The 14,048-nt window shown below is 58.5% G+C and carries 12 protein-coding genes and 1 other annotated feature (1 of these 13 cut by a window edge); of the genes, 6 read left to right on the plus strand and 6 right to left on the minus strand.

Annotated elements, in window-relative coordinates; translation table 11 throughout:
- Nucleotides 1-86 (minus strand) — a sequence feature (Thr leader region); it reaches 33 nt to the left of the window's first position.
- Together thrL and LC417_RS09415 are read right to left on the minus strand one after the other, a co-directional pair.
- Nucleotides 25-93, minus strand: a complete 69-nt coding sequence (gene thrL / locus LC417_RS09410) for a thr operon leader peptide (protein ID WP_071591720.1) — start codon at nt 91-93, stop codon at nt 25-27. (Overlaps the previous feature by 62 nt.)
- A gap of 188 nt (nt 94-281) precedes the next feature.
- Nucleotides 282-986, minus strand: a complete 705-nt coding sequence (locus LC417_RS09415; protein WP_033780562.1) for a tRNA/rRNA methyltransferase — start codon at nt 984-986, stop codon at nt 282-284.
- Nucleotides 987-1,595: 609 nt separating this feature from the next.
- On the opposite strand from LC417_RS09415, the gene arcA reads away from it, so the two are divergent.
- A complete protein-coding gene (gene arcA, locus LC417_RS09420) occupies nt 1,596-2,312 on the plus strand; it encodes a two-component system response regulator ArcA (RefSeq protein WP_010253677.1) in 717 nt (238 codons plus the stop codon).
- A gap of 71 nt (nt 2,313-2,383) precedes the next feature.
- Here arcA and creA read toward each other — a convergent pair whose 3' ends face one another.
- Nucleotides 2,384-2,857, minus strand: coding sequence for a protein CreA (gene creA, locus LC417_RS09425; protein WP_010253671.1), 474 nt, complete (start codon nt 2,855-2,857; stop codon nt 2,384-2,386).
- 194 nt (nt 2,858-3,051) lie between these two features.
- Between creA and robA the strand changes: the two genes are divergently transcribed.
- A complete protein-coding gene (robA, locus tag LC417_RS09430; RefSeq protein ID WP_033756504.1) occupies nt 3,052-3,933 on the plus strand; it encodes an MDR efflux pump AcrAB transcriptional activator RobA in 882 nt (293 codons plus the stop codon).
- 40 nt (nt 3,934-3,973) lie between these two features.
- Here the strand turns inward: robA and gpmB are convergent, their stop codons facing one another.
- Complete coding sequence (gene gpmB / locus LC417_RS09435) at nt 3,974-4,621, minus strand: 2,3-diphosphoglycerate-dependent phosphoglycerate mutase GpmB (protein WP_010253664.1); 648 nt, start codon at nt 4,619-4,621, stop codon at nt 3,974-3,976.
- Between the two features lie 206 nt (nt 4,622-4,827).
- On the opposite strand from gpmB, the gene yjjX reads away from it, so the two are divergent.
- Entirely contained in the window at nt 4,828-5,346 is a 519-nt protein-coding gene (yjjX, locus tag LC417_RS09440) for an inosine/xanthosine triphosphatase (RefSeq protein WP_010253660.1), read from the plus strand.
- Here the strand turns inward: yjjX and trpR are convergent, their stop codons facing one another.
- Nucleotides 5,347-5,664 (minus strand): trp operon repressor, encoded by a 318-nt coding sequence (gene trpR, locus LC417_RS09445; protein ID WP_010253656.1) that lies wholly within the window; start codon nt 5,662-5,664, stop codon nt 5,347-5,349.
- A 45-nt stretch (nt 5,665-5,709) separates the two neighbouring features.
- Complete coding sequence (gene sltY, locus LC417_RS09450; protein WP_033756501.1) at nt 5,710-7,629, minus strand: murein transglycosylase; 1,920 nt, start codon at nt 7,627-7,629, stop codon at nt 5,710-5,712.
- Between the two features lie 269 nt (nt 7,630-7,898).
- Between sltY and atzF the strand changes: the two genes are divergently transcribed.
- Genes atzF through LC417_RS09465 form a run of 3 tightly spaced genes read left to right on the plus strand, consistent with a single transcriptional unit; the run spans nt 7,899 to nt 14,026 of the window.
- On the plus strand, nt 7,899-9,695 hold the full coding sequence (atzF, locus tag LC417_RS09455; protein WP_033756498.1) for an allophanate hydrolase: 1,797 nt from the start codon (nt 7,899-7,901) through the stop codon (nt 9,693-9,695).
- A 2-nt stretch (nt 9,696-9,697) separates the two neighbouring features.
- On the plus strand, nt 9,698-13,315 hold the full coding sequence (gene uca, locus LC417_RS09460) for an urea carboxylase (protein WP_223565763.1): 3,618 nt from the start codon (nt 9,698-9,700) through the stop codon (nt 13,313-13,315).
- Nucleotides 13,316-13,324: 9 nt separating this feature from the next.
- A complete protein-coding gene (locus LC417_RS09465; protein ID WP_033780557.1) occupies nt 13,325-14,026 on the plus strand; it encodes a GntR family transcriptional regulator in 702 nt (233 codons plus the stop codon).
- Nucleotides 14,027-14,048: the final 22 nt, after the last annotated feature.

Below are 14,048 nucleotides of genomic sequence, written 5' to 3' on the forward strand. Positions count from 1 at the left end.
TATTTTCTGTTTTTCCTGTATGCGTCAGCCCGCACCGTTACCTGTGGTAATGGTGGTGGTAATAATTGTGGTGTTCAGGCTGATTTTACGCATTTAGATTTATTTTCTGTCTGTTTTTGTCTGTCCGTCTTGCTTCCAGAAGTAAAGCAAAGCGCACATTAAGTCAACCCGATTTGTCCGGCGGACAGATTTCCACCACTGCGCACAGCCACCGGTGAAAGCGTAAAACGCTGTTCGATCGGTTGCTATGCAGAAATTCCCTGCGATCTGTTGCTGTAAAATCAGCTTTTTGCCGAGGATTTATCTGTGAGTTTTTTTTCAATATCGTGCAGCAGACGATGCAGCATCGCACTGTCGCGCTGTTCCAGCAGCCCTACCCGCTGATCGATCCAGTCTGACAGCTTCTCATCATCACTGACCTCCAGTTGCGCCAGCAGCTGATGGAAACGCTGACGCAGCGCCTGCAACTGCTGCCCATCCGCCGCAGAGGCTTTTGATGCCTCAACCTGATTCAGCTTCGACAGCTGATAGCAGTAGACCATCACCGCCTGTCCGAGATTGAGTGAAGGATAGTCATTCGCCATCGGGATGCCGGTCAGCAGGTCTACCTGCTCCAGCTCCTCGTTGGTCAGCCCGCTATCTTCGCGGCCAAACACCAGCGCCATACTGTTTACCCACTGGCGTTTCTCCAGCAGTTGCGTTTCAACCTGCTCCGGTGTGGCGTAATAACGAAACTTTGCCCGGCTGCGCGCGGTGGTCGCGACCGAAAAATCGATGTCCGCTAACGCGTCGGCCAGGGTTGCGAAGGTCTGAACGTTGTCGAGAATTTCGCCGGCACCATGTGCCACCCGGCGCGCGGCGGGATCCTGCCAGGCGTCACTGGCAACGATGCGCAGCTGACTGAATCCCATGGTTTTCATGGCACGCGCCGCAGCGCCGATATTTTCTGGCCGCGCGGGCGAGACGAGAATCAGGGGAAAAAGCATATTTATTCCATTGGTCCATTAACATAACGCCATATTAACATGGCTGTTAATGATTCAGTCGCCAGAAGGTAATAAGAAAATCGTGTGTTAACCATGTTAAAACTGGTTAAAAGTGATGGCCTGAATCTTTTTATCCCTGAAACGAGCTTTATTAAAGAAATCATTATTAAACCATTTAACTTCAACGAGATAGAATGTGATTTCCGGCGGGTTTTATTTTGGCCCGACTGCGTAAAAAATGTAACGAAAATGATGCTTTTTGTGAGCTAAACAGGCAATCTGCGAGAAGTTTTTCACAAAAGTGTTAACGTGCTACAATTGCATTTGATATAAGTCAACGAAGCGTTGTTTTTATGCTTATCGGTTGTAGTTGGTGCTGTTAGGTTGCTGTTAATACAGTTAGGATATGCGCCATTATCATTAACGCCCGGGGCATGCAATTTTCATCCTGACTGGCTGAGCTAATACTGTTGTTGACGTTGATAGATGGCTTATCAAAATATGATTTCGTACAACGGTTCAGCGCGGCCCGCCGCTCTCGATGATGGAGAACGCCATACCGCTGTACGCCCTGTTTTCAATTTGTTGGCAAATTTTAGGTAGCTAAACATGCAGACCCCGCACATTCTTATCGTTGAAGACGAACTGGTCACGCGTAATACCCTCAAGAGTATTTTTGAGGCGGAAGGTTATGTGGTGTATGAGGCGACTGATGGTGCTGAAATGCATCAGGTGCTGACTGACAATGACGTTAACCTGGTCATCATGGACATCAACCTGCCCGGTAAAAACGGCCTGTTGCTGGCCCGTGAACTGCGTGAGCAGGCCAATGTCGCCCTGATGTTCCTGACCGGTCGTGACAACGAAGTCGATAAAATTCTTGGTCTGGAAATTGGCGCTGACGACTACATCACCAAACCGTTTAATCCGCGTGAGCTGACTATTCGTGCCCGCAACCTGCTGTCGCGCACCATGAATCTGGCCATGCCAGGCGAAGAGCGCCGTCAGGTAGAGAGCTACAAGTTCAACGGTTGGGAGCTGGATATCAACAGCCGCTCACTGATCAACCCGAACGGCGAGCACTACAAACTGCCACGCAGTGAGTTCCGCGCCATGCTGCACTTCTGCGAAAACCCGGGTAAAATTCAGACCCGTGCCGATCTGCTAAAAAAAATGACCGGCCGCGACCTCAAGCCACACGATCGCACCGTTGATGTCACCATCCGTCGTATTCGTAAGCATTTCGAATCAACGCCGGACACGCCAGAGATCATCGCCACCATTCATGGTGAAGGTTATCGCTTCTGCGGTGACCTGCAGGATTAAGCCCCTGTCAGACGCGGCAAATAAAAAACGCCCCTGCGGGCGTTTTTTTTGTCCTTAGTGTGACGGCATAATCAGTGCCACGGCATAATTGGCACAGCGCTAATCGCATTTTTCGGTGAGCCATCAACCACTTTATCGGAATAGGTCAGATAGACCAGGGCGTTGCGCTTTTTGTCGAAGAAGCGTACAACCTGCAGCTTCTTGAAGATCAATGAGGTGCGCTGGCGGAATACCACTTCGCCCTCTGCTTTGCCCTGCGCGATTTTATCACTCAGTTCGACCGGCCCCACCTGCTGACAGGAGATCGCGGCATCAGAGGTATCTTCTGCCAGACCCAGTCCGCCTTTAATACCCCCGGTTTTCGCCCGGCTGATATAACAGGTTACATTTTTAACGTCCGGGTCATCGAAAGCCTCAACGACAATCTTGTGGTCAGGCCCGAATATCTTGAATACCGTATCAACAGAGCCAATCTGTTCGGCAAACAGCGGGCTGGAAAAGGTCAGCGTGGTCAGCGCAGCGATCATAAGTCGGAATATTGTCATGGAGTTACCATTGCAAATGGAATAGATGAGAATGTAATGTACTGTTAATCGAGTTAATGACCAAACCAAAACGGGTTGAAGCCCGTACTGATTTAGCACAACCTTCCCCGGAAAACGGCCCACGTCTTTTGAGCAATGAGTGCTAATATTCTTCGAATGCGTTTAGCTGCACCACCAGAGTATGAGGATGTTTTATGGACCAAGCCGGTATCATTCGCGATTTGCTTGTCTGGCTGGAGAGCCATCTGGATCAACCCCTTTCACTGGACAATGTTGCCCAGAAAGCCGGTTACTCTAAATGGCATTTACAGAGGATGTTTAAAGACGTAACCGGACACGCAATAGGTGCCTATATTCGTGCGCGTCGTCTGTCTAAAGCCGCCGTGGCGCTGCGCCTGACCAGCCGCCCGATTCTGGACATCGCACTGCAGTATCGTTTTGATTCACAACAGACTTTTACTCGCGCATTCAAGAAGCAGTTTGCTCAGACACCGGCGTGGTATCGCCGCTCTTCAGACTGGAACTCATTCGGTATTCGTCCCCCTATTCGCCTGGATGATGAGACGCAGCCGGAACCGGCTTTCGTCACCCTGCCGGAGACGGTGCTGGTAGGACAAACCCAGAACTACACCTGTATTCTGGAGCAGATTTCCAGCTACCGCGACGAAATGCGTATTCATTTCTGGAAGCAGTTCCTGCTGGAAACCGACACGGTGCCGCCGGTACTGTATGGCCTGCATCAGGTGCGCGCCAGCCAGGACAAAGATGATGAGCAGGAGATTCTCTACACCACGGCGGTGCCTGCTGACAGCGCGGTCAACCTGCACTCCGGGCAGAACGTGATTCTGGAAGCGGGCGACTACGTGCAGTTCACCTATACCGGCCCGCGCGTCAATCTGCAGGAGTTTATTCTGCTGCTCTATGGCACCTGCATGCCGACGCTGGGGCTGACCCGCCGTCAGGGACAGGACATCGAACGCTTTTACACCGATGGCGGTAAAAAACGCGCTGAGCCACCGACCGAGATCCGTTGCGAATATCTGATTCCCATTCGCCGCCAGACCGTAGCCAGCTGACGTTAAGGCTGCCGTCATCGCGACGGCAGCCTTAAGTAGATCAGCGTTGAAGCTCGTCGAGTGCAGGCGCATCCAGATGGGAGATATCCCCCGCCGTCTCGACAATCCAGCCTTCTGCCAGCCAGGCGCTCTGCTGATAATCAACACGTGAGAGTGAGCAGTTACGCAGACGCAGACGACGTTCCGCATAGGCGGGCAGACCGAGGATCGTGCTGACCAGCGCCCCCAGCGCCATACCGTGACTGACGAGCAGTGGACGGCTTCCGGCTGGAAGATCAAGACAGGCATTCAGCGCGGCGTGCATGCGCGTCGCCATCTCAGTCATCGACTCCCCTTCAGGAATACGGCCCCCTTCGGTGCCGTTGACCAGCGTGGCGCGCCACTGCTCTTCTTCCGCGGTTAAGCCATCCAGCGGACGCTTCTCCAGCACCCCCATATTCAGCTCACGCAACCGCGGATCAAGCGTGACTGAGCAACCGCAGGCATCCGCAATAATCTCCGCGGTGCGGCGCGTACGCCCCAGATCGCTGGCAATAATGTGCGTAATGCCCAGATGTTTCACGCGCTCACCCACCTGCCAGGCTTGCTGCTCACCTTTTTCCGTCAGCGGACTGTCGGACTGACCCTGAATGCGACGCTCCGCATTCCATACCGTTTCACCGTGACGAACAAGATAGACCTGTAGCATGTTAGTTTCCGTTATACTGCGACAAAAATCGCTTTAGAGCTTACCCCATCAGGCGTCATTGTTGCAGTCAGTCTGCACACGGAGAGCGCGAAACAACCGGCGCGTACGGAAAGTACGTGAGGATTGTGAGCACTGCCCGGGTTCAGAATGACAAATCAAACAGCCCGATAGGCCAGGCGCTTAATCACCTGAGGGTTCAACCAATTATGTACCATGTTGTCGCAGCCACCACCAATCCAGCGAAAATTCATGCGATTGCTCAGGCATTCAACGACGTTTTCGGCGAGGGATCCTGCCATATTGAAGGGGTCGAGGTCGATAGCGGCGTAGCAGCACAACCGTTAACCCATCTCGAAACGCGAACTGGCGCACGTCAGCGCGTGATGAATGCCCGGCAGGTCCGGCCAGAAGCGGCGTTCTGGGTAGCGATTGAGGCGGGCATTGAAGATGACAGCGCGTTTGCCTGGATGGTGGTAGAAAATCAGAAGCAGCGCGGCGAATCGCGCTCGGCCAGTTTCACCCTGCCGCCGGTGGTGCTGGCGGGTCTGCGTGAAGGCCGGGAGCTGGGTGAAGAGATGGCGCGGTTAACCGGCATCGAAAATATCAAACACCAGGGTGGCGCTATCGGGGCGTTCACAAATGGCCTGCTCAGCCGCTCCAGTGTCTATCATCAGGCACTGATTCTGGCGCTCTGCCCGTTCATCCATCCGCTTTACCAGCAGTGATCAGGCGCGTCCCAGACGCGCCTCCAGCCAGCGTTTCAGCTCCGGCGGCGCCTCTTTCAGGCTGTTCGAGCCACGTGTAATGGTCGCAATGCCAACGCCGAGCTCATTTTTCAGTTCGCGCTGGCTCATCTCGCCGTTCATTAACTCTTCGATAATCCGCAGGCGGGTGCCGAACGCTTCCCGCTCGTCGGGCGTCATCATCAGTTGCATCAGTGGCAGCGCATGACCATCAGCAAAGGCCTGCTGCATCAGCACGACAAAGCGTTGCCAGCTATCTTCTGCCGGATGCGCATCGGTGGGGGAATCAGAATGGGTCATGAAGAGGCTTCCGTACTCACTAAAGAGTACGGAAGCTTAGCACAGCTAGTAACGGCGATTCCACTCAGCATCTGACAGGATCTTGTCAGGCTTGCCCATGAAGTGACGATAGTAGGCGTCGTACGCCAGCACATTCTTCACATAGCCACGCGTTTCAGAGAACGGGATGGTCTCGATAAACGCGACGGCATCAAGATTGCCTGCACTGGTTTTCTGCCAGCTTCGCACCCGGCCCGGCCCGGCATTGTAGGCCGCCGAGGCGAAAATCCGGTTCTGATTGAACTGCTGATAGACATATTCCAGATACTGGGTGCCGATCTGAATATTGGTTTCCGGATCGAGCAGCTGGCTGGTGTTGCTGTAGCCAGGGATGTTGTACATCTTCACGGTATGCGCCGCCGTGGCAGGCATAATCTGCATCAGACCGCTGGCGCCGACCGGTGAACGCGCTTTCGGATTCCAGGCGCTCTCCTGACGCGAAATCGCCATCGCATAGCTCGGCGGGATCTGCTTCACCGCGGTGTTGCGCTCATAGACGCTCTGCCACGCCAGCGGGAAACGCTCTTTCAGGCTGTCCCACATTTTGGCCGTGATGGTCGCCTGCACGCTGAGATCCCACCAGTCCTGCTCATTGGCGTAGCGCGCCAGCATCTGCTGCTGCGTGTGCGTGCGGCTGCCGATCAGATTGCTCCACTCGCTGCGCGCCAGGTTATCCAGACCCCAGTACATCAGCTCGCGAACGCGGGCCAGCTCCGGTCCCTGCACCGTGGCACTGTCAGGCTTCGGCGCTTCATCCACCTGCAACGGGTAGTCAACGCCCAGCCGCTGTGCGGCCACCATTGGATAGAAGCCACGCGCCTGCATCAGTTTGCGCAGGATCTCTTCCGCTTCCTCTTTGCGATCTTTCTCAAACAGCAGATCGGCCTGCCAGTACTGCCATTCATCTTTCTCTTTGGCTTCCAGCGGCAGACGGGCGATCCAGGTGTTAAGGCCGCGTCGGTCATGCTGAGAGAGTGCCAGTCGTACCCGGCGTTCTACCAGCGCGGTAGACTCGCTGTTCATCACCACCGCATCGCGCCAGCGTGCCTGCTCAGAGGTGAGATCGCTGCCCATCATGCGCCAGACCACAATCTCCTTCAGCGCCTGCTCATCCTCCGGCCCCATCTTCTGCGCCCGGACCAGGATCGGAATCAGGCTGCGGGCATTTTCCATGTCCTGCCGCGCCACACGCGTAAAGGCGTAAATCGTCGCCTGGCGGGTAAAGTCGGTTGGCCCGACGGCGCTGGCGAAGGTGCTGACCGTTAACGGGTCCTGCTGCAGGGCCTGTATCGCGTCAGACATGGTCTGATAGTCAGTTGGCAACGTTTTCGCCAGATAGCTCACCAGGCTGTCGTTGCCTGCTTTCATCGCCAGCCGGATACGCTCCAGGATCGTAATTGGCGAAATCTGACCGGACGCCTGCCAGACCGAGAAGAGCTTATCGCAGTCCGCGGGCAGCGCCGTGCCGCGCAGCCAGATCTGCTTCGCGCCGTCAAACGCGGCCTGCTGCTGACCGGTGGCCCATTTGGCGTAATACCAGTTACAGCGTGCCTGCACCGGCTTAGGTTCGGTCGGACTGAAGTTCAGCACCCCCTGCCAGTCCTGTCGGTAAGCCAGCACATTAATAAAGCGGGTGCTGAGCGAACGCGCGGGTGGCAACGTTGGATACTGGCGAATAAAGTTCTGTACCGCCAGGGTGGTCTCCTGATCGAGATCCTGTGCCAGCAGGCGATATTGCAGATAAGGATAGAGCGGATAATCCTGTAGCGTGGGCAACAGCTGATCCACGGTGGCCATCTGATTGCTGTCCCAGGCCTGTTTAATTTGTTGATAACGTTGCCGTTGTTGATCAAGCGAATCGGCCCATGCGCTGCTGGCCGTGCCGGCCATGCAGATCCCTATTATCCAGTTACGCCACTTCACCACGTAAATCTCCTCTGTTGCTGGGGCCGGCGAGTTGCCAGACAGTCTTCATGCTAACCAGGCCACCGGACTCTTGCCATGTTCTTCACAAAATTTACGCACACGAAAGGTAAACGCACCGTCATCGTTCAGCGCGCGCGCCGTAATTGTGCAAATTATCATCAGAAAATCTTATCACTACACGCATTAAACTGTTGAATCATTGCGTTAAAAAAGTGGCACAGCCTTTGCTCTGTTGAATTCCATCTTGTATACCAGCTGGAATTCTTCGTATGACTTCAACCTTTGGCCTGACGCTTCACGCCTGGCAGCAGCGCTATCAGCAGGCGCCGCAACAGATTACTTCGCTGCTGAGCGCACACCTGGCGGCTCTCGACACGCACGATAATGCCTGGATCTATCTGGCGACACCGGAGCAGTTAGCGGCTCAGATTGAGCCACTGCTGGCGCACTATCAGCGCGATCCCGGATCCCTGCCGCTGTTTGGTGTTCCCTTCGCCGTCAAAGACAACATTGATGTGGCGGGCTGGCCGACCAGCGCCGCCTGCCCCGCCTTTACCTATACCGCCAGCGAAGACGCGGTAGCGGTCGCCCGGCTGAAAGCCGCCGGCGCGATAGTCATCGGCAAAACCAACCTCGATCAGTTCGCTACCGGCCTGGTGGGCACCCGCTCCCCGTTTGGCGAGGTCAGTAACACCTTTGATGCCGATTACGTCAGTGGCGGCTCCAGCTCCGGCTCCGCGTCGGTGCTGGCGCGCGGGCTGGTCGCCTTTTCACTGGGCACCGATACAGCGGGATCGGGCCGCGTTCCGGCGGGCTTTAACAATATTGTCGGACTGAAGCCGACCAAGGGCTGGTTCTCTGCACGCGGCGTGGTGCCCGCCTGCCGCCTCAACGACACGATTTCCGTGTTTGCGCTGACGGCAGAAGATGCCTTTAGCGTCGCCAGCGTCATGGGTGGCTATGATGCCGGTGACGCCTATTCGCGCATTAATCCGCGCACCGCCCCGGCCAGCCTGCCCGTCCATCCCCATTTTGCGGTACCTTTGAACCCGGAGTTTTTTGATGATGCCGCCGCCGAAGCCGCCTGGGACCAGGCGCTGGAGGCGTTGCAGGCGGGTGGCGTGACGCTACACCCTATCGACTTCACCCCGTTCCGGAAGCTGGCTGAACAGCTCTACTACGGTGCCTGGGTCGCTGAACGCACGGCGGCGGTGGGCGGGATGCTTGATCGCCCGGCGGAGATGGACCCGGTGGTACACGAGATTATTGCCAGTGGCCTGAAATACAGCGCAGTCGACGCCTATAAGGCGGAGTATCTGCGGGCCGAACTGACGCGCCAGATTCAGCAGACGCTGGCACAGTTTGACGCGCTGGTGGTGCCGACCTCGCCCACGATTCATACCCTGGAGGAGATGAAGCAGGAGCCGATTCACTACAACTCGCAGTTTGGCACCTATACCAACTTTACCAACCTTGCCGACCTCGCCGCGCTGGCGCTGCCCGCACCGTTTCGCAATGACGATCTCCCGGCAGGCATCACGCTGATTGCGCCCGCCTGGCACGATCGGGCGCTGGCTGAGTTTGGCATTCGCTGGCAGCAGCAGCTTGCTCTGCCGCTGGGCGCGACCGGCCAGCCCTGCCCTGCCTGGCGCACCAGCCTGCCCGCCTCCGCCGACCATGTCCGGCTGGCGGTAGTGGGCGCGCATCTCACCGGAATGCCGCTTAATTTCCAGCTCACCGATCGCCATGCCGTCTGGGTGGAAGAGACGAAGACCGCGCCACACTATCGCCTGTTTGCCCTGCTGGAGGGCGCGATCAAAAAACCCGGCCTGATGCGTGACGAACAGGGCGCCGCTATCACCGTGGAGCTGTGGGATATCCCGCTGGCGCGCTTTGGTGAGTTTGTGGCCGAGATTCCCGCACCGCTGGGCATCGGCAACCTGACGCTGGCGGATGGGCGGGTGGTGAAAGGCTTTATCTGCGAAGGCGCGGCGCTGAACAACGCGCTGGAGATTACTGAGACGGGCGGCTGGCGCAACTGGCTGGCATCACAGGGGAGTCACTGATTATGTTCACCACCGTACTGATTGCCAACCGCGGCGAAATTGCCTGTCGCGCCATTCGGACCCTGAAGCGCCTGGGCGTCAGAAGTGTCGCGGTCTATTCAGATGCTGACCGCAACGCGCAGCACGTTAAGCAGGCGGATATCGCTATTGCGCTGGGTGGCGATAAGGCCAGCGACAGCTATCTGCGCATCGACAAAATTCTGGCGGCGGCTCAGCAGAGCGGCGCGCAGGCTATCTGGCCGGGCTACGGTTTTCTTTCAGAAAGCCAGCCGTTTGCCGAAGCCTGCGAAGCGGCGGGGATCGCCTTTGTCGGCCCCACCGCGCAGCAGATTGGTGAGTTCGGCCTTAAACACCGTGCCCGTGAGCTGGCAGCCAGTGCGGGTGTACCGATGACGCCAGGTACACCGCTGCTTGCGTCGCTGGAGGAGGCGATGCAGGCGGCCGATAAGATCGGCTATCCGGTGATGCTGAAAAGCACGGCGGGCGGCGGCGGCATTGGCCTGACGCGCTGCGCCGACGCCGGTGCGCTCGCCAGCGCCTGGGAGAGCGTACGCCGTCTTGGCGAGCAGTTCTTCAGTGATGCGGGCGTGTTTCTGGAGCGCTGCATCGATCGCGCCCGCCACGTAGAAGTGCAGATTTTTGGTGACGGTAACGGCACTGTGGTCGCGCTGGGTGAACGCGACTGCTCACTGCAGCGCCGCAATCAAAAGGTGGTGGAAGAGACGCCCGCGCCCGGCCTGTCTCCGGCGACGCGTGACGCCCTGCTCGCCTCGGCGGTGCGGCTCGGCGAGCGGGTGAACTACCGCAGCGCAGGCACCGTGGAGTATATCTACGACGTCGACCAGCAGGCCTTTTACTTTCTGGAAGTGAACACCCGCCTGCAGGTGGAGCATCCGGTCACTGAGTGCGTCACCGGACTCGATCTGGTGGAGTGCATGTTGCAGGTGGCGGCGGGCGATGCGGTTGACTGGCCACGTCTGCAGCAGGCGCCGCAGGGCGCCGCCATTGAAGTGCGGCTCTATGCGGAAGATCCACTCAAGAACTTTCAGCCCAGCCCCGGCCTGCTAACCGGCGTAACTTTCCCTGACGGCGTGCGGGTCGACAGCGGCATCGAAACCGGCAGCGAGGTCTCCAGCTTCTACGATCCGATGATCGCCAAACTGATCGTGCATGCCGACACCCGCGATGCTGCTCTGGAAAAACTTCGCCATGCGCTGGATGCCACTCAGCTGCACGGCATCGCCACCAACCTCGACTATCTGCGCCAGATTACCGCCAGCGACGCGTTTCGCAGCGGCAACGTCTGGACGCGCTACCTCGACAGCGTGGTGCCTGCCTCCTCCGTGGTGGAAGTGCTGCAACCTGGTACCTTCAGTTCGGTTCAGGACTATCCAGGCCGCCTCGGCTACTGGGATATCGGCGTGCCGCCTTCCGGCCCGATGGATGACTTCGCTTTCCGGCTGGCTAACCGCATCGTCGGTAATCATGACGCGGCGGCGGGGCTGGAATTTACCCTGCAGGGGCCGACGCTGCGTTTCCACTGTGATGCCATCGTGGCGCTGACCGGTGCTGACTGCGACGCCACGCTGGAGGGCGAACCGGTCAGCACCTGGCAGCCGCTGGCGGTGAAAGCGGGAGAGACTCTGGCGCTGGGACGCGCCCGGACGGGCTGCCGCAGCTATCTGGCCGTACGTAACGGCTTCGACGTGCCGGAGTATCTGGGCAGCCGCAGCACCTTTTCGCTGGGCCAGTTTGGCGGTCACGCCGGACGCACCCTGCGGGTTGCCGATATGCTGGCGATCTCCCAGCCTGATCGGGCAGCCTGCACCACGCCTGCCCCGGTCAGCGATCCGCAGCCGCTCGATGCGGCGCTGATTCCGCACTACGGCAGCGAGTGGCGCATCGGCGTGCTCTACGGCCCGCACGGCGCACCGGACTTCTTCACCCAGGCCGCCATCGATGCGTTCTTCGCCAGTGACTGGCAGGTGCACTACAACTCCAACCGCCTCGGCGTGCGGCTGGTCGGCCCGAAACCGACCTGGACCCGCGCCAACGGCGGCGAAGCGGGCCTGCATCCCTCCAACGTTCACGACTGTGAATATGCCATTGGCGCGGTCAATTTTACCGGCGACTTCCCGGTGATCCTGACGCACGACGGCCCAAGCCTCGGCGGCTTTGTCTGTCCGGTGACCATCGCCAAAGCCGAGCTGTGGAAAGTGGGCCAGGTTAAACCTGGCGACACCATCCGCTTCCACCCCATCACCGCAGACGATGCGCTGGCGCGGGAAAAAGCGCAGATGCATCTGATTGAGACATTGCGGCCTGAGCATCCGCCCACATTTGCCGTGCCGTCACTGGCCGAAACCGCCCACGGTTCCGCCACGATTCTGGCCGCTCTGGAGGCCACGACCAGCACGCCGAAAGTGGTCTATCGCCAGGCGGGCGACAAATATGTGCTGATTGAGTATGGCGACAACGTGCTGGATCTGGCGCTGCGTCTGCGTGTCCATCTGCTGATGAATGCGCTGACGGCGCAGGCGGAGCCCGGCGTAGAGGAGTTGTCGCCTGGCGTGCGTTCGCTGCAGGTGCGCTACGACAGCCGCATCATTCACCAGTCCGGGCTGATGTCGCTGCTGCTGGCGCTGGAAGCGACGCTGGGCGACGTCAGCACGCTGAAAGTGCCCTCCCGCGTGGTGTGGATGCCGATGGCATTTGAAGACAGCGCCACGCTGGGCGCCGTCAGCCGCTATCAGGAGACGGTGCGCGCCAGCGCCCCCTGGCTGCCCAACAACGTGGACTTTATCCAGCGGATTAATGGCTTAAGCAGCCGCGATGAGGTGCGCGATACCCTGTTCAACGCCAGCTATCTGGTGCTGGGGCTGGGCGACGTCTACCTTGGCGCGCCCTGTGCCGTTCCGATCGATCCGCGCCATCGCCTGCTGAGTTCCAAATACAGTCCGGCGCGCACTTTCACCGCCGAAGGCACCGTAGGGATCGGCGGCATGTACATGTGCATCTACGGCATGGATTCGCCCGGCGGCTATCAGCTGGTGGGCCGCACGCTGCCCATCTGGAATACCTTCCTGAAAAATCCGCAGTTCGCTACCGATGCGCCGTGGCTGCTGCGCTTCTTCGATCAGGTGCGCTTCTATCCGGTGAGTGAAACCGAACTGACCCAGCTGCGCGAAGATTTCCGCGAAGGCCGCGCCAGCCTGCGTATTGAAGAGACGCAGTTTGATTTTGCCGCCCACCAGCAGTTCCTCGCCGACCACGCCGCTGAAATTGCAGCGTTCCGCCAGCGCCAGGCCGCCGCCTTTGAACAGGAAGTGCAGCTATGGGCGCAGGAGGAGCAGAACGCGCCTCCGGAGGATGAAACGCGCGCCAGCGTCAGCGAAGAAGAGGAGAGCGGGCTGGCGGTGCAGGCGGATCTCAATGGCAACATCTGGAAAGTGCTGGTGCAGCCGGGCGACGAGGTCAGCGCCGGGCAGACGCTGATTATCGTAGAGGCGATGAAGATGGAGCTGGCGATTGTCGCCCCGCAGGCCGGTCGTGTGACGCGGATTGCCTGCCAGGCGGGCCGTCCGGTCAGTCCTGGCGATAACCTGCTGTGGCTGGAATAAGGAGCGGTAATGACAACGCAACCCCACTCCCCGAAAGCCCGCCCGGAAGCGCTGGCGGAACGGGTTTATCAGGCGCTGAAGGCCGATATCTTCGCCTTTCGCCTGATGCCCGGCGATCGCTTCAGCGAAAGCGAAATCGCCGGACGGATGGCGGTCAGCCGCACCCCGGTCCGTCAGGCGCTGTTCCGGCTGGAACGCGAAGGCTTTGTCGACGTCTGGTTTCGCAGCGGCTGGCAGATTAAGAACTTCGATTTCGCCTGGTTCGAATCGCTGTATGACCTGCGCACCGTGCTGGAGTGCGAGGCGGTAAAACGCCTCTGCGCCCTGCCCGCGCCGCAGTGTGCCGCGCTGTTAAACGAACTGAACCAGTTCTGGTGCGAGGCAGAGCCGCTTACAGAGGGCCTGGTGGTATCGCAGCATGACGAGGCATTTCACATGACGCTGGTGGCGGCAGCGGGTAACCCAGAGATGGCACGCATTCACGCCGAACTCACCGAGAAGATCCGCATTATCCGTCGGCTCGACTTCACTCGCGACGATCGCATCTGTGCCACTTATCAGGAACATGCACAGATTTTACAGGCGATTTTTCAGCAGCAGACCGCCGGGGCGCAACGCATCCTGACCGATCACATCGCCGTGAGTAAGGCGGAGGTCAGAAAGATCACGCTGCACCGCCTCCAGCAGGCCCGGCTCCAGCTCACCGAATAACACAACAACTACTCAGGGGTTT

This window comes from Pantoea sp. OVA07A, assembly GCF_019969975.1.
Lineage (GTDB): Bacteria > Pseudomonadota > Gammaproteobacteria > Enterobacterales > Enterobacteriaceae > Pantoea > Pantoea agglomerans.